Below are 21,038 nucleotides of genomic sequence, written 5' to 3'. Positions count from 1 at the left end.
ATCCCGTCATGCCTCGCCGCCGGATGCTGACGATGCGGGGAACCGGTGCGCTCCTCGCCGGCATCGGCTGCATCGTGGCCGCCAATCTCGTCGGCGCAGCGATCCTTCTCTACATCGGACTGCTGCTGCTCGCGCTGACCGTCTTCGCGCTGATCGCCGTGCGGGCGCCCCGCCGTTCGGGCTCGGTCACCAGGCAGGTGTCGACCGACCTGATCACCGTGTCGGAGACGTCGCGCGTGACCCTGCGGTTCGCTCTGCGCGCGCTGCGCGTGCCCCGGGGACTGTGGCGTGACGTCCTCCCCGACGCGGTATCGGGTGACGCCGCCGGAGAGTACCCGCCCGAGACCGGTCAGCTCACCTATCTCCTCACCGGCGTGCGCCGCGGGGTATGGCCGATCGGACCCCTGATGCTGCGCACGGTCGACCCGTTCGGACTCGCCCAGCGCGAGCAGGCGTTCGGGGAGACCCGCACCGTCACCGTGGTGCCCGAGGTGTTCACCCTGTCCCCGCTCACCGTGAAGGTCGGCGCAGCGGGCGGCACGGCCCAGACCTCGTCGAGCAGACTCGGCCAGGGCAGCGACAACCTCTCGCCGCGGGGGTACATCCCCGGGGACTCCATGCGGCGGATCCACTGGCGGGCGACCGCGCACCGCGGTCAGCTCATGGTGCGGCAGGAGGAGGAGGAGTCGAGCCCGGACGCGCTGGTCGTGCTCGACCGAAGCGCTGGGCGCTGGCGGAGGACCGAGGATGAGGCCGACGCGGCGTTCGAGGCCGCGGTGTCGCTGTGCGCCTCCGCCGCGGTGCACCTCATGCAGGAGGGATACGGCGTCGACGTGATCGACAGCGCCGGGGCGCTGCTCGGCACGCTGCGCGGACACGAGGACGACCGCGACGGCCTGCTTGTCGCACTGGCTCTGGTGACTCCGCGCGGCGATGCGCGCGACCTCGCTGCGCTGGTGGGCGGCACTCCGCCCGGACCGCTCGTGTACATCACCGGCGAGATCGATGAGGAGGATGCCGCGCTGCTCCGCCCTGCCGGCGCCGCCGCGCCCATGCTCTTCGCCACCGGCCCACTCGCCGGAGCTGCCGCAGCGGCCACCCGGCACGGATGGCGCGTCGCCACGCTGGGAGACGACATCGCCGGCGCCTGGGACGACGCGCTGCCCGACCGTGTCAGCTCGGCACCGGTGGAGCCGGAGAGGTCGACCGATGTCACGCACTGAGCGTCGTCCAGCTCCCGCCTGGCACCGCGACAGGGAGCTCCCGCGGAGCGCCTGGGCGTCGGCGGCGCTGTCCGGCGCCGCCGCCCTCGTGGCGATGTGGCCGTTCACGTCCGTCATCCGGCCGGGCGCCTGGTCTGCCACCGTGCTCGTCGTCATCGTCCTGACCGCCCTCACCGGGGTCATCGCACGCACGCTCCTGAAGCGACGACCCGCGTGGGTGCGCGACCTCGTCACCCTCACCGCGCAGCTCGTCGTGGCGGCGGGGACCCTCACACAGCTCGTTGCGGGAGACACCGCGGTGTTCGGGCTCGTGCCCACGGACGCGACGATCCTCACGTTCCAGACCCTCGTGGCGGCGGCGGGCGAGGAGATCGTCTTCGGCGCCGCCCCCCTCGATCCCTCGCCCGGCTTGCAGGCCGTGATGGGTCTCGGATTCGCCGTCGTCGCGATCCTGCTCGATCAGCTCGTCGCCCAGCGCGGCGCGATCATCGCTTTCCTCCTGACCGCGGCGGTGGGGGCCATGCCCACGATCGTCACCGTCAGCGGCGCGGACGTGGTGTGGTTCGTGATGCTCGGCATCCTCCTCCTCCTGCTGCTGCGCTCCACGGCTGCCCAGCACCCGGAGTCGCCGCGTCGCACGTCGACCGCCGTCGCCGCGGGCGTCGGCATCGCGGCCCTCGCCACCACGGTGGTCGTGGCCCCGGTGCTGCCCGTGTCGACAGCACTGGCCGGGACGGGCACCGGCGTCTCGGTGGACGCCTCGCTGCGCCTCGGCGACGACCTGCGCCAGCCGAACCCGGTCGAGGTGCTCACGCTCGCGACGACGGCCGACACCGCTCCGTATCTGCGCCTGACGACGCTGTCGCACTTCGACGGCCGCGTCTGGGAGCCGGACCGCGGCGGCTTCGCACCCCAGGACGAGGGGTTCGGACCGGAGGACTGGAGCCCGGAGATCGCGGTGGAGGAGCAGAGCACGTCGATCCGGGTCCTCCGCGTGTCGAGCTCGTGGCTGCCCGTGCCGTACCCGGCGACCGAGCTGCAGGGCGTGCCATCGTCGTGGCGGGTGAGTCAGGAGAACCGCACCGTGGCCTCGCGCAGCGCCGACGCGGTGGGAAACGACTACACGGTCCGCTCGCTCGAGGTCGACCCCACCCTCGAGCAGATCAGAGCCACGCCGGCCGCCCCTCTCGCCGTCGAACCCGACGAGGATGCCGTCGAGCTGCCGGCCGTGATCGGCGAGACCGCCGACGAGGTCACCGGCGACGCCACGAACGACTACGACCGCCTCATCGCCCTGCAGTCCTGGTTCCGCAGCGAGTTCTCGTACTCCCTGGAGACGCCGGTCGAAGAGGGCTTCGACGGGACGGGCGCTGACGCGGTCGCGCAGTTCCTCGACGTGAAGTCGGGCTACTGCATCCATTTCGCCGGCGCCTTCGCGCTCATGGCCGAGAGCCTCGACATGGAGGTGCGCATCGTCGTCGGCTACCTGCCCGGCGCCCTCACCACGACACAGCGCGGCGAGGATGCCGTCTACTCCGTGTCGAGCGACCAGTTGCACTCCTGGCCGGAGGTGCTGTTCCCCGGGATCGGGTGGGTGCCCTTCGAGCCGACGGCGTCGCTCGGCATCCCCACGGCGTTCGCCGCCGGGTCCACATCGGGCGGAGGCAGCACCGTTACGACGCCGAACGCCCCGTCGGCTGCGCCGGAGGCGCCGCAGACCACCGGACCCGAGGTCGAGCGTCCCGACGACGGAGACAACGCCGGAGCCACCGGTCAGCTGACTCGTCTCGACCCGACGCCCGTCCTGCTCGGCACGCTCGGGGTGCTGATCCTCCTGCTGCTCCCGGCACTCGCGCGTCTTTCCGTCCGGACGTCGCGACGCGCCCGCGCGCGGCGCGGCGATGCCGGGGCGGCGTGGGGCGAGCTCAGGGCGACCATGCTCGACCTCGGAATAGCGGTGTCGGACGCTGAGACACCGCGTATGCGCGCCGCGGACCTCGTGCGCGATGGGCGGGTCGATGCCGCGGATGTCCGTGTCCTGACGGATGCGGTCGAGCGAGCGAGCTATGCGCGCCCGTCGGCGGAGAAGACGGCTGCCGTCGGCGACGCGCTCGGTCGGGTTCTCGTGGATCTGCGTCGCAGCGTCTCGCGACCGGCGAGGATGCAGGCGTTCCTTCTTCCCCGATCGCTCTTCGCGACGCGCGTGGCGGACGCTCCCCTGCTCGCCTGATCCGTCGTCTCGCGGCGAGTGTCGACAGTCAGCCGGCGTGCGCGCGGCAGCGGACCGCGTCGCACGCCTCGCAGACCACGAGCTGGATGCGGCAGGAGGGGTCGGGGCAGTTCGCCGTGCGCTTGGTCGCGGCACCGCATCCCTCGCACACGCCGATGACGGCCGCGTGATCGGAGAAGTCGACCGATCCGCGCTTGTCGAAGACGTAGAGCGAGCCGTCCCAGAGACCGTCGTCACCGTACTTCTCGCCGTAGCGGACGATGCCGCCTTCGAGCTGATACACCTCGCCGAAACCCCGAGACGCCATCAGACTCGACAGCACCTCGCAGCGGATCCCGCCGGTGCAGTAGGTGACGATCGGCTTGCCCTTGAGGTCGTCGTAGGCGCCGGAGTCGAGCAACCGCACGAAGTCGCGGGTCGTGTCGACATCGGGCACGACCGCGCCGCGGAACCGGCCGATCTGCGCCTCGAGCGCGTTACGGCCGTCGAAGAACACGACATCGTCGCCGCGCTCGCCGACCAGCTCGTGGAGCGCCTCGGGACTCAGACGCGCGCCGCCCCCGACGACGCCGTGCTCGTCGACGCGCAGCTCTTCCGGGGCGCCGAACGAGACGATCTCGTCGCGCACCTTGACGCTGAGCTTCGGGAAGTCGAGGCTGCGGCCCTCGGCGTCGACGCCGGTGCCCTCGCTCCACTTGAGGTCGACATCGCGGAACGGCGCGTACGACCGGAACGAGCGCGCCCAGCGCTTCACCGCGGGCAGATCGCCCCCGAGCGTGCCGTTGATGCCGTCCTTCGAGATGATCAGCCGACCTCGCAGGCCCAGGGCCTCGCCGAGATCGCGCTGCCACACCCGGATCGCCTCGGGGTCGGCGAGCGGGGTGAACACGTAGAAGAGCACGATCTTGGGGGTTGCCACTCAGCGATCTTACGTCGGGTGCCGTGCCGCCCTCCTCGCGCCTGCCGGCCGCGCCCCCGGCACCGCCGGGCGGGGATCACGGCAGATCGCGGAGCAGGAAGAGGGCGCCCCCGCCGAGCAGACCGAACAGCATCCAGCCCGTGGAGACGAGGATGGCGACGGGGCGATCCAGCCGGTCGGATGCCGCGAGTCCCGCGGCACTGACATCGAAGTCGAGCGCCTCGAGGAGGGTGAGGAGCGGCAGGTGGGCGGCCATCGCCGGCCAGACCGCCACGACGAGAAGTCCCGCGGCGAGAGACATCGGGGCGATGAAGAGCGCGACGAGATGGGACTGCACCACGAGCCCGACACCGAGCCCGTAGACGCCGGCGACGGCACCGAGCAGAAGCGTGCGCCCGACGGCCGACCCGTCGATCGGGAGGCCGCCGAGGGCGACGCCGAACGCAGCGTGCGCGCCGACCACGGCGGCCAGGGAGACGAACGCGCCGCCGACCGCGGCGGAAGGCACCCTGGTGAGCAGAACGGTCGGGCGCCGCTGCAGCATCAGACGCTGGGCGAGGACGCCGTCTCGACGGTCGACCGTGTATCGGAAAGACCCGTACACCGCCGCGAGGACCGCCCCGTACACCGCGACGACGACGCCGACCGGTGCGAGGATCGCTGCCCTGCTGCTCGGCGGCGCCTCAGCGACTTCGGGCGGCGCGCCGGCGGCCACCAGCACCGACATCGCGAACGCCGCCACCAGCATCCACAGCAGCACGGCGTCGTGGAGGAGGCTGCGCGCTTGCATCCGGAAGGCTCGCCCGATCATGGACGCCGCCTCGCAGAAACGAGCCACGCTGCAGCGGTCAGGCCGGTGAGCCACGTCAGCCCCACTGCCAGCGCGGGGACGAACTCGAGCATCCGGTCCTGGTGACCGGGTACTCCCAGGGCGGCCAGAGCCAACCCCGGAGAGAACCGCGCCACCTCCGGCGCCACACGCAGCAGGGTGAACTCGAGCGCCAGCGGGATGACGATGAGGAGCGCGGCCGCCGCGTAGTAGTTCCGGACGATCCAACCGACCGCTGCTCCGATCGGTGCGCCGAGCACGGCGCCCAGCAGCGCCCCGGCGTAGAGGCGCCACGTGTCCGGCTCCCACGACAGCGAGAGGCCGGCGCGGGCGAGGACGAGGCTCGCGCCGAGCGTCCAGACGACGAGGATGCCGAACACCATGGCGACGCCCACGACGGCACCCCCGATGATCTTCCCCCAGAACGCCCGGGAGAGTGCGACGCTCGTGAGCGTGCGCCCGAGCGAGCCGTAATAGCACTCGCGCGTGACCGCGTACGCGCCGACGAAGGCGGCGGAGACCCCGCACCAGGCGAGCGGTTCGAGGAGTCGCGTGGTCGCGGTGCCGGCATCGAGACCGGCGAGCTCCCATCGCGTGCCGTCCGAGAACAGCACGAAGACGGGCATGAGGACGGCGACGATGTAGACGGCGGAGACCGAGAGCCCGCTGACCGATCGCAGGATCTCGCTCCGGACCACGTTCCTCATGCGGACGCTCCCTCGACGAGGTCGAAGTAGCGGTTCTCGAGCGAGTCGCCGTCGTCGATGACGAGGTCGCGCAGAGGGCCGGTGAAGAGGACGCGACGCTTGATGACGACGACCTGGTCCGCGATCTGCTCGAGCTCGGCCAGCTGGTGGCTGGAGACGAGTACGGTCCCGCCGCGGGCGGCGTAGTCGCGCAGGAATCTCCGCAGCCAGCGGATGCCGTCAGGATCCAGGCCGTTCGCCGGTTCATCGAGGATGAGCGTGTGCGGCGAGCCGATGAGGGCCGCGGCCAGTCCGAGCCGCTGCGCCATACCCGTCGAGAACGTCTTCACCCGTCGACGCGCGTCCGCTGCGAGGCCCACCTCGTCCAGCACCTCGTCGACCCGGCGGCGCGGCGCTCCGGTCGCGACCCGGCAGATCTCGAGGTGGCGTCTCGCCGTGATGCCGCCCTCGAAGCCGAACCCGTCCATGTGCACGCCGACGTGTGCCGCCGGATTCTCGAGCGCCGCGAACGGCACGCCGTCGATGACGCTCTCACCGCTCGTCGGAGCGATCAGGCCGACGATCGCCCGCAGCGTCGTCGACTTCCCCGCTCCGTTCGGCCCGAGCAATCCGACGACGGCCCCCTGCGGAACCACGAACGTCAGATCCTCCACGGCGGTGCGATGACCGAACCTCTTCGTGAGTCCTCTGACCTCGATCGCGTGCTTGTCCATCTCGATCCTTTCCTACTTGTCGCTGAGAAGGGGCGACAGAGGCGCCTGCACGCCTCTCGCCCAGACCGCCTGCCACAGACTCCGCGTCCCGAGGTCGACCCGCGCCCGGCCCGAGACGACCGCGCCCCGATCCGCGACGTCCACCTCGACCTCCGCGACGATGACCGCCTCGGTCATCGCGTCCCCCGCGAGCACGGGGAGCAGAGCATCGACCGGCGCCTCGATGGACCGCGGTTCACGCGGTGTCGCCGTTCCCGCACCGATCTGCTCGTGCACGAGGATGCCGTTCGTCGTCAGAGCGACCGGCGACCCCGCGGGTATCCCGGCACGCGGCGCCTCACGGGCCTGCACCAGGACCACTCGACCGCGCTCCGCGACGAAGCCGTACGTCGCCGACAGCGGCACCGGGATCACGGCTCCCGCGGTGGCCACGGCCGCCGTGAGCGCTGCCGTGACCAGCCCGAATCGGAGGGGCGAGACCCCCGCGCGCAGGACGCGACCCAGTCCGCGGACGACGATCGCGATGCCGACACTGGCCACGGTCGCCCCCAGCGCGACCGTGACCAGGCCCCACACCGGCCCCCCTCCGGCGAGCGCATCGGCGATACGCGCGACCGCCACCAGCACCAGCGCGACGGGCGCGATGATGCTCGCGAGACCGAACGGCACACTCCACCACCGACCGAGCCGTCTCTCCGCCCGGGGCCCGCCGAACAGCATCCGCGCCAGGGCGTGCCGCGCATCGTGCATGGCCCGATCTCGGAGATTCGGTTCATCGAGCGCGCTCATCAGTGCCAGGTACCCGTCGAACCGCACGAACGGGATCAGGTTCACCACGACGATGCCGGCGCAGGAGAAGGCGAGGAGCAACAGGATCCTGTCCGCCTCCGCCGCCGGAGTCGCCAGAGCGGCGAGGGCCCCGGCAGCGCCGACGGCGCCGTGCACCGCCGGTCCTGCCAGCGCGACGGCGACGCGCTGGCGCCGTTCGCCCAGGCGCCACCCGTCTGTCACGTCGACGAAGAATGCCGGTGCGAGATAGATGAGCATGAAGCCGGCGCGCCGGGGGCTGCCACCGAACCTGGTCAGGGTGATCCCGTGGGCGCATTCGTGCAGCAGGGTGAGCGAGGCGAGGACGGCGACGAGGATCATCAGTTCGGTCAGCGGCAACGGCGAGGTGAGCACCTGCCGGATGTCATGCGCCTGTACGGCCGCCGCGAGCAGCCCGGCGCACAGCAGGATGCCGAGCGGCAGCGCGAGCCGCGTCAGCGAAGGCGCCGCTGCGCGCGCGCTCAGGCGAGCGAAGATCGCCGGCGCGCGCATGGTCGCGAACTGCACGGTGAACGGCGGCCGGAAGGACACGCGCCCCGGCGGCGTGCGATGAGCGTCGTCGAGGAGACCGCTGTGACGGAATCGTTCGATCAGCGCCAGGAACGTGGGCCGCGGGTCGGACGCCGCGAAGCGCAAGTGCAGGTCGCGGAGCGTCGTCTCGCCGTCCATCGACGAGAGCAGAGCGACGACCCCGCCCGAGACTCGCGACGAAGGGACTCCGTGCAGCATCGCGATCCACCGGCCCTCGTCCGTCTTCTCGAAGGTGACGGCGGGGGCGAGCCGGGGGCGCGCCTCGTCATCGAGGGGAGCGCTCGTTCCCGCCGCGGTGCGACGTGCGGATCTAGACATCACTCTCCGCCGCTCTGAGAGGTGCGATCGCGGTCGTCTCGAGAAGCTCGATGTGCTGTCCGTCCTGCGTGCGGACCGCCGAGATACGGGGCGGGGCGAACCCGGATGCCACGAGCTCCGCCGCGAGCTGCTCGCGATCGAGCACTCGCAGCCGACTCGTGAGGACCGTGACCTCGCCGCCACGTCGCAGATCGGCGGGACGCAGCCAGTTGACCACGCGGCTCGCCCCGTCTGCGTCGACCTGCTGGGCGAAGAGATAGGTCTCGTCCCCTTCCGGTCCTGGGACCGTGATCTCGTGCTCCTGCGGTACGGAGAGTGTCGCCGCCGACGTGCCCGCGGCGACGGTCAGGGCGAAGACGCCGTCAGACGTCAGGTGCCGGCGCACACTCCGGTACAGGCGCGACCTCCCTTCGCCGTCGAGCAGCGTGATGGAGGTGGCTCCGAGCACGGCGAGCGCATATCCCTGCGCCAGTCGAAGGTCCCGCATGTCGGCGACGACGCAGTGCAGCGCCGGGTGATCGGGCAGCGCCCGCCGCAGGTGGGAGAGCATGTCGTGGGAGAGATCGACGGCCGTCACCCGGTATCCGGATCGCACCAGCGGGATCGTCAAGCGGCCGCTGCCAGCCGCGATGTCGAGGATCGGTCCCCCGGTGCGGCGTGCGAGAGCCATCACCTCCCGGATCTCCGCGCGGTCAGCGCCCACCAGCCGCTGGTAGAAGTCGGTGCCGGCCCCCGAGTACAGGTCGAGCTCTCTCGCGTCCGCCCGCGCGAGAGCGAGCCGCGCGCGGACGGAGTCTGTGATGAGATCCTCCATCGACTCGTCTCCTTTCCTGAGGGTCTGTCATCTGGGATGTGGGATGCGGGCGGAGCATGACCACCCGCATCCCGTCGGAGTCGTGACCGATCAGGTCGCGATCGCTGCTGCACCGCCGATGATGGCGATGATGTAACCGGCGTGTTCCCACCACTCCAGCGGCGCATCGATCTGTTCGAGTTCCACGAACTCCAGCGATTCCTTGTGCACGTCTCACCTCCTTCGCGGGTATCGAGAGGGAGCCCTCTAGGTGAGCGCGAGGATCCCGATGATCACTCCCACGGCGAAGCCTCGAGTCCAGTCGAGGGCGTCGTCGGGAGCGTCCATCGCTTCGAGTTCGATGAACTCGAGTGCGGGCGTCGCAGTGCTCATCTGCGTCCTTTCTTTCGTTTTCCGGTTCCGGGGCGGGTGTCGCTCAGGTGGCGGCGGCTGCGCCGATGCCGATGAGAATCAGCGCGCTGCCCACGCCCTGATAGAAGCTCTCCCAGCTGGGGGCCTCCATCTCATCGAGCTCCTCGAATCGGAGACGCGAGTCGGTGTCGCGGTCCATGTCGTTCACCCCCTTCCCGCGGTGTGGGGACGCCGTGCGAGACGCCCCTCCGGTCGCTCCATGCGGAGGCGCGGAGCACATCTCGGAAGTCCGATCCGACGAGGCCGGGCAGCATCGGTCGTCGAGCTCCCCAGGCGTTCTCGATCGCGACAGCGATGCGATCGATGTCACGACTGCTCGGTGTCGGCGGCCGGGCGATGCCCCACCGGTCCACGAGCTCGGCGATGCCGCGCGCAGGGTCCGGCGGAAGGCGGAGCCGCGGGGATGCGCAGGCCCAGAATCCCTCCAGGCTCGCACGGTCGCCCCACCGGGAGTCCCGGTCGCAGATCCGCTGCCACACCGAGGCGATGATCGCTGCGGTCGCGCTCATCTTGCGCACGCCGAGGTGGAAGGCGACCTCGTTGGCGACGTACCAGTGGCGAGGGGCGTACGGATCCGGTCCGCGCAGCGCCGCGCTGCGCTGGGTCGCCGCGCTCAGACGGCCGAGTCGCAGACGCACGTCTCCGGAGTCCACTCGCCCGTCAGCGGTCTCGAGGATGGCTCTGCCGAGTGCCACGGCGTCGCCGTGCGCGCGAGCGCTTCGGGTCGGACCGGTCGATGCCCCGGCGAGCCGGAGGAATGCTTCGAGCGCCCCTTCACGCACGTGTGCTTCGCTCAGCGACAGGAGATTCTCCGGGTCCAGGAGAGCGTGCCGCGGTCTCAGCGCGCGCCCGAGGACGAGCCTGTGACCACGAGTGTTCGTCAGGATGGCGACGCCGTTGGTCTCGGACGAGGTGCCGAGCGTCGTCGGCACGGTGACGAGATCGACGGGCGGAGGCGCCTCGGGCAGATAGACGAGCGCCTCGCTCTGCGCGCGTTCGAGCACGAACTGCAGGGATCGATCGGGGGCGAGTGCGAGCGCGGCGATCTTCGCCGTGTCGAGAACGGTTCCGCCGCCCACAGCGAGGACGACCTCGGGGCGCTCGCGCGCGATCAGCTCGGCGATGTCGCGGATCGTCTCGGCGCGCACTGTTGCGGCGTCGAGCTCGGCGACGCCTCTCGGACGAGCTGGCAGAAACGGAGCGCGCACGGCCGCGTCGGCGACGACGATCGTCGCCCGATGCGCGGTCAGTCGTGCGGTCATCGTCTGCGCGACGCCTCTGCCGTGCCACAGCGTGGGAACGCGGGCGGTGAACGCGCCCGTCATGTCCACGCGCTCCGCGCCTGCGCCAGCCCCGCCCGCACTCCGGCATCCATCTCGAGGAGGTCGGCCGCATCGAATCCGTAGGCGGGAATCAGCCCGATCCCGCTCGGGCCCGGCTGCACCAGCACGCCCTGATCGGCGATGGCGGCGACGACCTGGAGGACCTGCCGCCCGGACAGCGCACCGCCGTCGTCCGTGCGGAGGTCCAGTCCGAGAAAGCATCCCTTCCCGGTGACCCGGGTGAACAGCCCATCCGCCCTCATCGAGTCGGCGACGCCGGCGAGGTCCTCGGCGAGCGCGCGCACTGATTCGATCACGTCGATGCGCTCGAGTTCGTCGATGACCGCGAGGATCGCGGCCGCGCACGCCGGTGTCCCCGCCTGCGTCTCTCCGTGCACGAACGTCCACCCCCCGCGGACGAACTCCGACGCGACGCGCGGTCCGACGAGCACGGCCGCGGCGCCCATCGCGCCGTTGGTCAGTGCTTTGGAGACGATCAGGACATCGGGCGCGGCCGGCCATCCATCACTCGCGAACATCAGCCCCGTGCGGCCGAATCCGGTCGCCACCTCGTCCGCGACGACGAGGAATCCGTACTCCTCCCGCAGCGCGAGAAGGCGCGTGACGAAGGAATCGGTCAGTGGGCGGGCTCCGCTGCCCAGAACCGGCTCGACGACCACCGCTGCGACTCGCGATCCCTCACGACGCAGAAGGGTGTCGAGTTCTTCTCCGTCGTCGTGCGCCACATGCCTGACCGAGCGTCGATCGACGCCGTACGCCTCCTGCAGAAGGTCGTCGCCGCTGAGCGCGTGGCTGCCGTACATCGTGCCGTGATAACTGCCTCTCAGCCCGACGACGAGCGAGCGGGAGGCGGCCCCTCGGTGTGACCAGTACTGTCGCGCGAGTTTCATCCCCGCGTCGTTGGCCGCCCCGCCCGAGGTGGAGAAGATCACGCGGCTGTATCGCGTCGGGCCGGCGATCTCGAGCAGTCTCTCCGCCGCGATCTGCGCGTACCGGTTCGGGGATCGGAACAGGGTCAGGTACGACGCATCACGCGTTGCTCTGGCGACGGCCTCCGATACGGCCGGATTCCCGAATCCGAGCGGGACGTTCCACAGCCCGCTCGTCGCGCACAGCCGCGAGGATCCGTCGGCGTAGCGGATGCGGTTGCCGTCTGCGCTGATCGCAGTCTGCGCCGGGGTGAAGACGGTGTCGGCCGGAAGCATCGCCGGCCACAGTGCGTGCGGTGAGGTCAGTGCGCTGCGGGTGGTCACTGCGTGCGGTGAGGTCATCACCGTGCCGCCTCCGCTCCCGCTGTCGAGACACCGAAGGAGATACCCAGCGCTCCGATGGCGTCCTCGCAGAGTCGACCGGCATCCGACGCCGGGACCGCGAGGCGCCGGGCGATCCGCTCGACGGCGAGTTCCGGCCCGCTCGACGTCTGCGTCGCTTCCACGACGACGGCGGTCAGCAGCGAGAGGGCTCGTCGGCGGCGGGAATCGACGTCGGCCAGCACGAAGCCTTCGGCGGCGTCGAGGAGGAAGGGATCCGAGGCCAGCGGCTCGGCGTCCGCTCCGTCGTCGTCGATCAGCGACCAGCCGAACCCGGCGACCCGTACGCCGTTCGCGTTCCGGAGCATCCTGAGGAGGTCGATGGCCCGCAGGTAGCGCACCGTCGCGTCACGTCCGGGATCCGAGGCGGTCAGCTCGTCGATGGATGGCGCGCCGCCGAGCCTCGCTCCTCGCGCGACGGGTTCCGCGAGCCGCTCCGGCGTGTCCATGACGTGGCCGACGACCTCGCCCCTCATGCCGACGGTGAATGCGCCGTCGGCATGCACCCTGATCGCATTCGGGATGTCGATCGCGCGAGGGCTTTCGAGTGCTGAACGCTCGGCGAGGACCACCCGCGGGTCGAGGAGCGCCGACGGGAAGACACCCGTGCGACGGGCGAGGTGCACATCGTCGAGGAAGGCCTTCCATCCCGGCGTGTCGAGCACGGCGACCACGGTGGGACCGACGAGCTGGACGAAGGCTGCCGCGACGTAGTCCTGGAGCTCGACGGCGGTCTCTCCGAGGAGCATCTCATCGCCGCTCTCCGCGAGGCGGCCTCTGTAGCGGAAGAGCGCGGCGGTCGCCGCGGGGAGCTCCTCACCCTCGGGCAGGAGCACGGCATCCTGAGCGCCCGCCGCATCGAGGACGGCTGTCATCGGCGCATCGGCATCGACCAGGAACACCCGCCGGTAGGTGTTCCGCTCCCCCGTGACGAACTCGCGGAGCGCGCGCGCCCCGACGACCTCAGATTCAGCCACCCCAGCCCCCGATGCTCTGCGACGCCTGTGCGTCTTCATCTGAAGCTATACACACCTCATTCGTGTATCAATATTTTTCACTCGGGTCGAGAAATCCCACGAGAACGTGATGCCCGACCGCGAAGTGGGGCTGGTCATGCGCCCCTCGACCGATCGGATAGACTGAGGAGGTTGTTTCCTGGTGACGTGTCCGAGCGGCCGAAGGAGCACGCTTGGAAAGCGTGTGTTGTGCAAGCAACCGCGGGTTCGAATCCCGCCGTCACCGCCAGACGACCGAGGGGCTCCACGAAGTGGGGCCCCTCGGTCGTCTCAGTCCTCGGCCTCGGCGACGCGGTGCGACTATCGCGCGAATCGCACTCCGTACACCTGTCCGCCCGGCTCAGCGGGCAGCGGCGTCATGCCCAGTCGCTCATAGAAGGCCGCCGCGCCTGTGTTCGCGGGGTCCATCCCGAGGTGCAGCGCGGGAACACCGCGCCGCGTGAGCTCCGCGAAGAGCGTCTCGATGAGGCGTCGCCCGAGACCCTGGCCCTGCGTCTCGGGGAGCAGATCGATGTGCAGGTGGGCGGGGTACTCCGCGGCGTTCGCGTTCGTGCCGGGCGACTGCCGATACCCGTACTCGATCATCTTCCCCTCGCGGGTCGAGGGCTCGGCCGCGCGCGGGTACTTCGACATGAGCGACGGCCACCATTCGTCCCGGAACCACGCCTGGAACGCATCGGTGTCGTCGGTCGCGACGATGTAGCCGATCACGCGCTCGTCGTCCGACTCGACCACCCAGGCGAGGTCGGGATGCCGCTCGACATAGGGCACCGCGAACAGATCGCCCCACAGCTCGTCATCCGAGAAGATTCCGGTCGCGTCCTTGCCGGCATCCGCCGTCTTCAGGCAGATCTCGTACATCGCTGCGCGATCGGACGGACGGTAGGGGCGGATGCGGGGCACGACGACTCCTCGTTGAGTGCGGGGGACGATCGTCAGCCTATCGGCCTCGGTATGCGCTTCGAGGTCGTGCGTGCCCACGGCAGCAGGACGGCCGCGATGAGCAGCACCGCACTCGCGCCGACGAGCGCGCCACCGAGCGTATCGGTCGCCCAGTGCACGGAGAGCAGCGTGCGCGAGACGGCCATGGCCACGATCCATGCGGCACCCACGATCGCGACCCACACCCGCGGGAAGAGCAGATAGAGCACGAGCGCGATGGTGGCGGCGTTGGCGGTGTGCCCGGAGGGGAACGAGCCGAAGTCGCTCGTCACGATCATGTCCTCGGGCCGAGCCCTGCCGAACAGGTTCTTCAGGAGCTGCACGAGCGCGGCGCTCGCCAGGAACGCGGCCGCGGCGAACACCGCTCCGCGCCAGCGCCTCGCGAGCAGGAGCGCGATGATCACGAGCAGTGGGACGACGAGGATCGCGACCCATCCGCCGCCGATGTGGTCGAGCACGAGAGCGCCCGTCAGCATCCAGTCGGCGCGGTGCTGAGCGATCGCCTCGTTCCACCATCGGTCGAAACCGGGCGGCTCGGTGTAGCCGAAGACGATCGCCGCTCCCAGCAGCGCTGCCGCCACGAGAGTTCCCAGTCCCCACCACAGCAACGTTCGCGATCTCATCGCACCATTCTGCCGGGTGCAGGCTGAAGGATCAGGGAGTGAGCATCCCGACGCTCCGGGGGCGCACGACGAACCAGAGCGCCAGGATGGCGATCACGGCACAGCCGACCATGACCGAGGCCATCGTCGTCGCCGTGATGCCCGCTCCCTGCGAGATCCAGCCGACGACCGGCGAGATGAGCCCCGCGACGCCGAAGTTCGTCGCGCCGATGACGGATGCCGCAGTGCCGGCGGCCTTGCCGTGGCGGTCGAGCGCGAGCACCTGGACGTTCGGGAACGTGAACCCGCACGCCGTCATGAAGAAGAACAGCGGCACCACGGTGCCCCAGAGGCCGAGCCCGAGCTGATCGGTCACGATGATCGCGGTGCCGGCGGCCAGCAGCACCGCCGTCGAGTAGGCCATGACCCACTGCGGGCCGAACCGCGCCGCCAGTCGGGATGCCGTCTGCACGCCGATCACCACGCCGAGCGAGTTCACGGCGAACAGGAGCCCGTACTGCTGGGCGTCGAGTCCGTGCGTCTGCTGGAAGAGGAACGGCGATGCCGAGAGGTACGAGAACAGCCCGGAGAACGTCATGCCGCCGATGATGAGCACGCCGATGAAGACGCGGTCGGAGAACACCGACCGGTAGCGCTGCAGGACCGTCGCGCCGCCCTTCTCCTGCCGGCGGGCGACGGGCAGTGTCTCGGGCACGAAGATCAGCGTCGAGACGAGCATCACGATGCCGTACAGCGCCAGGACGATGAAGATGCCCTGCCACGGCACGAGAGTCAGCAGCCAGGAGCCGATGAGCGGAGCCACCACGGGGGCGACGCCCGAGACGAGAGCAAGCCGCGACAGCATGACCACGAGGCGCCGGCCGCCGAACAGATCCCGCACGATCGCCATGGCCACGACGCCGCCGGCCGCGGCGCCGACGCCCATGAGCACGCGGGCCGCGCCGAGCAGCGGCAGGGTCGGTGCGAACGCCGCGGCGAAGCTCGCCAGCACGTGCAGCGCGGTCACGGCGATGAGCGGCACGCGGCGGCCGACCTTGTCGCTGAGGGGACCCACGACGAGCTGGCCGAGCGCGAACCCGATCATCGTGCCGGTCAGGGTCAGCTGCACCGCAGCAGCCGTGGTCTGGAAGTCCTCCTCCAGCACCGGGAACGCCGGCAGGTAGAGGTCGATCGTGAAGGGGCCGAGCGCGGTCAGCGCTCCCAGCAGCACGATGTACAGCGCGCGCCGGGCGTTCGAGAGCGAGTCTCCGGGGTGGAGCATGATCGGCGCGGTTGCCGGATTCGAGCCGAGCGTGCGGATGGCGCCGGTCGACGACGGCACGCGGATGCTGCCGGTCGCCGTGCGCTCGGGTGCGGAGAGGGTGGGAACGGTATCGGTGCGGGGCGCGTCAGACACAGGGGCTTTCCGGGGAGGGGGATGAGTCTCGAATCGATTCGAGCGAAGCATCCATGCTACTCCCCCACCGGCCGGCCTCCGCGACCGTCAGCGCGAGATGCGGGCGAGCGACTGCTCGAGGTCGGCGACGAGGTCGCCGGCGTCCTCGATGCCCACCGACAGCCGCACGATGTTCTCGGGCACGGCGAGCTCGGTTCCGCGCACCGACGCGTGGGTCATGTCCGGCGGGTATCCGATCAGCGACTCGACGCCGCCCAGCGACTCCGCGAGCTGGAACAGCTCGGTCGACTCGGCGAACGCCTTGGCGGCCGCCGGTCCCGCCGCGAGACCGAGCGACAGCATCCCGCCGAATCCGCTCATCTGCCGGGCGGCGATGTCGTGACCGGCGTGCGCGGCGAGACCCGGATAGTAGACCTGCGCGAACTCCGGGCGCTCCGCCGCCCACTCGGCCACGGCCTGCGCGTTCTCGGAGTGCTGGCGCATGCGCACCGCGAGGGTCTTGATACCCCGGGTCGTGAGCCACGCGTCGAACGGCGCCGACACGGCACCGACGGCGAACTGCTGGAACTTCACATCGTCGACGAACCGGTCGTCGCCGAACACCACGGCACCGCCGAGCACGTCGGAGTGCCCGCCGAGGTACTTGGTGGTGGAGTGCACGACGAGATCGGCGCCCAGCGACAGCGGCTGCTGCAGCGCGGGCGAGGCGAAGGTGTTGTCGACGACCGCGATGGCGCCGGCGGCGTGCGCGATCTCGGCGACAGCGGCGATGTCGACGATCTTCAGGAGCGGGTTGCTGGGCGTCTCGACCCAGATGATCCGGGTCTCGGGGCGGAGACCGGCGCGCACCGCATCGAGGTCGGACAGCTCGACGGTCGTGGTCTCGATGCCCCACTTGGCGAGGACCTTGGTCAGCAGGCGGTAGGTCCCTCCGTACGCGTCGTTGCTGAGCAGCACGTGGTCGCCCGGAGAGAGGATGCCGCGCAGCAGCGCGTCCTCCGCGGCGAGACCCGAGGCGAAGGACAGAGCTCGCGCGCCGCCCTCGAGTGCCGCGAGCTGGGTCTCCAGCGAGGAGCGGGTCGGGTTGCCGGCGCGGTTGTACTCGTACCCCTCGCGGAACCCGCCGATGCCGTCCTGCACGTGCGTGGAGGCCTGGTAGATCGGCGGGATGATCGATCCGGTGGTCGGATCGGGCTCCTGGCCCGCGTGGATGGCTCGGGTGGCGAAGGAGTACTCGGACATGCCTTCAGCCTACGTCGGCGGCCGTGACAGCGGCCGGCCCGTTACGCCCGGGGTCAGCGAGACAGGTACGACAGCAGGTCCTGTCGGGTGAGCACGGTGTGCGGCCGCCCGCCCTCCGTGACGAGCAGGGCGTCCGCCTCGGCGAGCGCCGTGCGCGCCTGCGCGATCGGAGCATGGATGCCGATGAGCGGCAACCTCTCCGCGACATGCTCGCCGACGGCATCCGTCGGCTTGGCGTCGCCCCGGAAGAGGAGGTCGAGCAGACCCTTCTCGTCGACCGTGCCGACGACCTCGCCCATCATGACCGGCGGCTCGGCGCTCAGCACCACGAGCTGCGAGACGTCGTACTCCGTCAGCAGGCCGATCGCCTCGAGCACCGTGTCGGTGGGGTGCGCGTGCACGAGGTCGGGGATGCCGTCGCCCTGGCGCGGTGCGCGGGCGGCCAGCACGTCGGCGACCGTCTCGCCGTCCTCGACGTCGCTGAAGCCGTAGGACCGCATCCACCCGTCGTTGAAGATCTTGCCGAGGTATCCGCGCCCGCCGTCGGGCAGGAGCACGACCATCACCGCGTCCGCCGGGAGCTCGCGGGCCACGCGCAGAGCGCCGACGACCGCCATGCCGCTGGACCCGCCGACGAGGATGCCCTCCTCGCGGGCGAGGCGGCGGGTCATCGCGAAGGCCTCGGCGTCGTCGACCGCGACGATCTCGTGCGGCACGGTCGGGTCGTAGGCGCCGGGCCAGATGTCCTCCCCCACGCCCTCGACGAGGTACGGGCGACCGGTGCCGCCGCTGTAGACGCTGCCCTCGGGGTCGACTCCGACGATGCGCACCCGGTCGTCGGAGACCTCGCGCAGGAACCGGCCGGTGCCGGTGATGGTCCCGCCCGTGCCGACCCCGGCGACGAAGTGCGTGATGCGGCCGTCGGTGTCCCGCCAGATCTCCGGGCCCGTGGTCTCGTAGTGGCTGCGCGGCCCGTTCGGGTTCTCGTACTGGTTGGGCTTGAACGCCCCCGGGATCTCCCGCGCCAGCCGGTCGCTGACGCTGTAGTAGGACTCCGGACTGTCGGCGGCGACCGACGTGGGCGTCACGACGACCTCGGCTCCGTAGGCGCGCAGCACGTCGATCTTGTCCTCGCCGACCTTGTCCGGCACGACGAAGACGCATCCGTAGCCGCGCTGCTGCGCGACCAGGGCGAGGCCCACGCCGGTGTTGCCGCTCGTGGGCTCGACGATCGTGCCGCCCGGCCGCAACTCACCCGAGGCTTCGGCGGCGTCGATGATCCGCGAGGCGATGCGGTCCTTGGCGGAGCCGCCGGGGTTCAGGTACTCGAGCTTAACGAGGACGGTGCACTCGATGCCCTCGGTGACCCGCTGGAGCTTCACGAGAGGGGTGTCGCCGACGAGGTCGACGATCGAGTCCGCATACTTCATGTCTTCAGGGTAGACGTGCGGATGCCGCGACCGGGGTTGTGTTGCACCCGGCCGCGGCATCCTGTCGTCGACGCTCGCGTCGTCGCGTCAGCCCTTCGTGGAACCTGCCAGCAGGCCGCGCACGAAGTAGCGCTGCAGGGCGAAGAACACGATCAACGGGATGATGATCGACACGAAGGCACCGGCGGTGAGCAGGTACCAGTCGTTGCCGCGGGTTCCCGTGATCTCGGCCAGCAGCTTCGTGATCGGCGCCGCCGCGCCATCGGCGAACACGAGAGCGACCAGCAGGTCGTTCCAGACCCAGAGGAACTGGAAGATTGCCACCGAGGCGATGGCCGGCATCGTGAGCGGCAGCACCACGCGGAAGAAGATCTGCCCGCGGGAGGCACCGTCGACGCGCGCGGCCTCGATGATCTCGCCCGGGATCTCCGACATGAAGTTGTGCAGCAGGTAGATCGCGAGCGGCAGCGCGAACATCGTGTGGGCGATCCACACCTGCGCGTATCCCTGCGAGGCGTCGAGCGGCAGGGTCACCTGCAGCCCGAACAGGTTGATGCCCCGCGAGAACGAGCTGAGCAGCGGCACCAGTGCCATCTGGATCGGCACGATCTGCAGCGCGAACACGAAGATGAACAGCGCGTTGCGACCCTTGAAGTCGATCCAGGCGAACGCGTACGCCGCCATCGCCGCGATCATCAGCGGGATGACGGTCGCGGGGATCGTGATCGCGATCGAGTTGATGAACGATTCGAGGATGGTCAGCTGCGTGGTGCCCGACTGCAGGACCTGCACGTAGTTGTCGAAGGTCACCGCGGGGTTCGCGAAGAACTCCCACCATCCGCTGGACTGGATGTCGTCTCGCGGACGGAACGACGAGATGAACAGCCCCAGCGTCGGGATCGTCCACAGCACGGCGATGAGGATGGAGCCCACCGACGCCCAGGGCCGTGACAGCTTCTTGCGCGCGCGCCCCGCCGCGGCATCCAGTCCGCCGCCGGTCGTGATCGCCCGGGTGGAGGCGGGGGTCTCGGTCTTCAGGGTGTCGCTCATCACCGCACCTCCCTCTGCTTCTTGATCTGTCTGGCGTTGTAGATGACGATCGGCAGCACGAGGATGAAGAGGATGACCGACAGCGCGGCGCTGCGACCCGCCTCGAACTTCGAGAACTGCGTGTACATCTCGTTCGCCAGCACCGAGGTGCCGTAGTTTCCGGCGGTCATGGTGCGCACGATGTCGAAGACCTTCAGGGAGGCGATCGAGATCGTCGTGAGCACCACGATCAGCGCGGGACGGATCGACGGCACGGTCACCGAGCGGAAGCGTTCCCAGGCATTCGCGCCGTCGAGCTCGGCCGCCTCGAGGAGCTCGGCCGGGACGCCCTTGATGGATGCCGACAGCACGACCATCGCGAAACCGGTCTGCACCCAGATGAGCACGACGATGAGGAACAGGTTGTTCCACGGCTCGTTGAGCAGCCACTGCTGCGGCGTGCCGCCGAACCAGACGAGGATCTGGTTGAGCAGACCGATCTGCTTGAAGTCGCCGCCGCGGTACTCGTACATGAACCGCCAGATGATGCTCGCGCCGACGAACGAGATGGCCATCGGCATGAACACGAGCACCTTGTAGATCTTCTCGCCGCGGGTGCGGTCGATGAACACGGCGTAGGCCAGACCGACGATCGTCGACACGGTCGGCACGAGCAGCACCCAGATGATCGAGTTGACGACCGAGGTGATGCCGTCGGACTGCGTGAAGATCCAGGCGTAGTTCGCGAATCCGACGAAGTCGCTGTTCGAGGAGTTCCGGAACGACGAGTACATCGTCTGGATCGACGGGAGGATGAGCCCGACGAGCAGCAGCAGCAGCGCCGGGGCCATGAAGGCCACGAGCTGGATCAGGTATCCCGCCCCATCGCGGGATCGGTAGTCCAGGAAGAAGAACAGAGCTCCGACGAGGACGGCGACGCCCATCGCCCAGTAGTAGGAGCTGAAGAAGAACATCACGGCGAGCGGGATGAGCAGGCACATCGCCAGGCGCACCCAGGTGTAGATCGCTCCACGTCGCGGGGCGATGTCCACGAGGAGGAGGATGACGGCCACGACCACCGCGAAGGCGATGACCACGACCACTGCTTGGAGGATCTGGGGCAGAGTCCCGATCCATTGGAAGAATGCTGTCGCGTTCACGGATTCCCCTTCATGACGCGTTGC

21 protein-coding genes and 1 tRNA gene are annotated in these 21,038 nt (G+C 70.0%); 3 read left to right on the top strand and 19 right to left on the bottom strand.

From position 1 onward, the window contains the following. Positions 1 to 8 precede the first annotated feature (8 nt). Together M3195_RS09825 and M3195_RS09820 are read left to right on the top strand one after the other, a co-directional pair. Positions 9 to 1,223, top strand: a complete 1,215-nt coding sequence (locus M3195_RS09825; protein WP_251587004.1) for a DUF58 domain-containing protein — start codon at positions 9 to 11, stop codon at positions 1,221 to 1,223. After that, complete coding sequence (locus M3195_RS09820; protein ID WP_251587002.1) at positions 1,210 to 3,453, top strand: transglutaminase family protein; 2,244 nt, start codon at positions 1,210 to 1,212, stop codon at positions 3,451 to 3,453. The genes M3195_RS09825 and M3195_RS09820 overlap by 14 nt, the downstream gene beginning before the upstream one ends. 28 nt (positions 3,454 to 3,481) lie before the next feature. Here M3195_RS09820 and trhO read toward each other — a convergent pair whose 3' ends face one another. The 12 genes from trhO to mpaB all read right to left on the bottom strand — a co-directional run bounded on the left by trhO (position 3,482) and on the right by mpaB (position 13,153). After that, positions 3,482 to 4,372 carry an oxygen-dependent tRNA uridine(34) hydroxylase TrhO gene (gene trhO / locus M3195_RS09815; RefSeq protein ID WP_251587000.1) on the bottom strand — a complete coding sequence of 297 codons (891 nt, stop codon included), beginning with the start codon at positions 4,370 to 4,372 and terminating at the stop codon, positions 3,482 to 3,484. 76 nt (positions 4,373 to 4,448) lie between these two features. Next, complete coding sequence (locus M3195_RS09810) at positions 4,449 to 5,183, bottom strand: hypothetical protein (protein ID WP_251586997.1); 735 nt, start codon at positions 5,181 to 5,183, stop codon at positions 4,449 to 4,451. Further along, positions 5,180 to 5,908 (bottom strand): ABC transporter permease, encoded by a 729-nt coding sequence (locus M3195_RS09805; RefSeq protein WP_251586995.1) that lies wholly within the window; start codon positions 5,906 to 5,908, stop codon positions 5,180 to 5,182. Before M3195_RS09805 ends, M3195_RS09810 begins: the two co-directional genes overlap by 4 nt. Next, on the bottom strand, positions 5,905 to 6,621 hold the full coding sequence (locus tag M3195_RS09800; RefSeq protein ID WP_251586993.1) for an ATP-binding cassette domain-containing protein: 717 nt from the start codon (positions 6,619 to 6,621) through the stop codon (positions 5,905 to 5,907). The genes M3195_RS09805 and M3195_RS09800 overlap by 4 nt, the downstream gene beginning before the upstream one ends. Before the next feature lie 12 nt (positions 6,622 to 6,633). Beyond that, positions 6,634 to 8,298, bottom strand: a complete 1,665-nt coding sequence (gene mpaP / locus M3195_RS09795) for a daptide biosynthesis intramembrane metalloprotease (RefSeq protein WP_251586991.1) — start codon at positions 8,296 to 8,298, stop codon at positions 6,634 to 6,636. Beyond that, positions 8,291 to 9,112 carry a daptide-type RiPP biosynthesis methyltransferase gene (mpaM, locus tag M3195_RS09790; protein WP_251586989.1) on the bottom strand — a complete coding sequence of 274 codons (822 nt, stop codon included), beginning with the start codon at positions 9,110 to 9,112 and terminating at the stop codon, positions 8,291 to 8,293. The genes mpaP and mpaM overlap by 8 nt, the downstream gene beginning before the upstream one ends. A 90-nt stretch (positions 9,113 to 9,202) precedes the next feature. Next, the gene (gene mpaA3 / locus M3195_RS17105; protein WP_308211576.1) at positions 9,203 to 9,322 is read right to left on the bottom strand and encodes an MpaA3 family daptide-type RiPP; all 120 of its coding nucleotides are present in this window, start codon (positions 9,320 to 9,322) and stop codon (positions 9,203 to 9,205) included. A 36-nt stretch (positions 9,323 to 9,358) separates the two neighbouring features. Then, the gene (gene mpaA2 / locus M3195_RS16940) at positions 9,359 to 9,484 is read right to left on the bottom strand and encodes an MpaA2 family daptide-type RiPP (RefSeq protein ID WP_285885710.1); all 126 of its coding nucleotides are present in this window, start codon (positions 9,482 to 9,484) and stop codon (positions 9,359 to 9,361) included. Between the two features lie 43 nt (positions 9,485 to 9,527). After that, positions 9,528 to 9,662: an MpaA1 family daptide-type RiPP gene (gene mpaA1, locus M3195_RS16935; RefSeq protein ID WP_285885709.1), complete on the bottom strand. Its 135-nt coding sequence runs from the start codon at positions 9,660 to 9,662 to the stop codon at positions 9,528 to 9,530. After that, the gene (gene mpaC / locus M3195_RS09785) at positions 9,616 to 10,848 is read right to left on the bottom strand and encodes a daptide-type RiPP biosynthesis dehydogenase (protein ID WP_251587576.1); all 1,233 of its coding nucleotides are present in this window, start codon (positions 10,846 to 10,848) and stop codon (positions 9,616 to 9,618) included. The genes mpaA1 and mpaC overlap by 47 nt, the downstream gene beginning before the upstream one ends. Next, complete coding sequence (gene mpaD / locus M3195_RS09780) at positions 10,845 to 12,137, bottom strand: daptide-type RiPP biosynthesis aminotransferase (RefSeq protein WP_251586987.1); 1,293 nt, start codon at positions 12,135 to 12,137, stop codon at positions 10,845 to 10,847. Before mpaD ends, mpaC begins: the two co-directional genes overlap by 4 nt. After that, positions 12,137 to 13,153, bottom strand: coding sequence for a daptide biosynthesis RiPP recognition protein (gene mpaB / locus M3195_RS09775; RefSeq protein ID WP_251586985.1), 1,017 nt, complete (start codon positions 13,151 to 13,153; stop codon positions 12,137 to 12,139). Before mpaB ends, mpaD begins: the two co-directional genes overlap by 1 nt. 180 nt (positions 13,154 to 13,333) lie before the next feature. Here mpaB and M3195_RS09770 point away from each other — a divergent pair. After that, a tRNA-Ser gene (locus tag M3195_RS09770) sits at positions 13,334 to 13,421 on the top strand. Positions 13,422 to 13,492: 71 nt separating this feature from the next. Here the strand turns inward: M3195_RS09770 and M3195_RS09765 are convergent. The 7 genes from M3195_RS09765 to M3195_RS09735 form a co-directional block, all read right to left on the bottom strand. Next, entirely contained in the window at positions 13,493 to 14,095 is a 603-nt protein-coding gene (locus M3195_RS09765; protein WP_251586983.1) for a GNAT family N-acetyltransferase, read from the bottom strand. Positions 14,096 to 14,127: 32 nt separating this feature from the next. Beyond that, positions 14,128 to 14,757, bottom strand: a complete 630-nt coding sequence (locus tag M3195_RS09760; protein ID WP_251586981.1) for a phosphatase PAP2 family protein — start codon at positions 14,755 to 14,757, stop codon at positions 14,128 to 14,130. A 31-nt stretch (positions 14,758 to 14,788) separates the two neighbouring features. Then, entirely contained in the window at positions 14,789 to 16,153 is a 1,365-nt protein-coding gene (locus M3195_RS09755) for a multidrug effflux MFS transporter (protein WP_374209316.1), read from the bottom strand. 87 nt (positions 16,154 to 16,240) lie between these two features. Continuing rightward, positions 16,241 to 17,395, bottom strand: a complete 1,155-nt coding sequence (locus M3195_RS09750; RefSeq protein ID WP_251586979.1) for a cystathionine gamma-synthase — start codon at positions 17,393 to 17,395, stop codon at positions 16,241 to 16,243. A 53-nt stretch (positions 17,396 to 17,448) separates the two neighbouring features. Further along, on the bottom strand, positions 17,449 to 18,825 hold the full coding sequence (locus tag M3195_RS09745; protein WP_251586977.1) for a cystathionine beta-synthase: 1,377 nt from the start codon (positions 18,823 to 18,825) through the stop codon (positions 17,449 to 17,451). Positions 18,826 to 18,912: 87 nt separating this feature from the next. Continuing rightward, the gene (locus M3195_RS09740; protein ID WP_251586975.1) at positions 18,913 to 19,875 is read right to left on the bottom strand and encodes a carbohydrate ABC transporter permease; all 963 of its coding nucleotides are present in this window, start codon (positions 19,873 to 19,875) and stop codon (positions 18,913 to 18,915) included. Further along, positions 19,875 to 21,014, bottom strand: coding sequence for a carbohydrate ABC transporter permease (locus M3195_RS09735; RefSeq protein ID WP_096715158.1), 1,140 nt, complete (start codon positions 21,012 to 21,014; stop codon positions 19,875 to 19,877). Before M3195_RS09735 ends, M3195_RS09740 begins: the two co-directional genes overlap by 1 nt. Between the last annotated feature and the right edge of the window lie 24 nt (positions 21,015 to 21,038).

Origin of the sequence: Microbacterium hydrocarbonoxydans (assembly GCF_023715885.1) — a bacterium.
Classification (GTDB): domain Bacteria; phylum Actinomycetota; class Actinomycetes; order Actinomycetales; family Microbacteriaceae; genus Microbacterium; species Microbacterium hydrocarbonoxydans_C.
The sequence above is the reverse complement of the archived record's forward strand: the minus strand, read 5'-3'. Positions and strand labels throughout refer to the sequence as shown.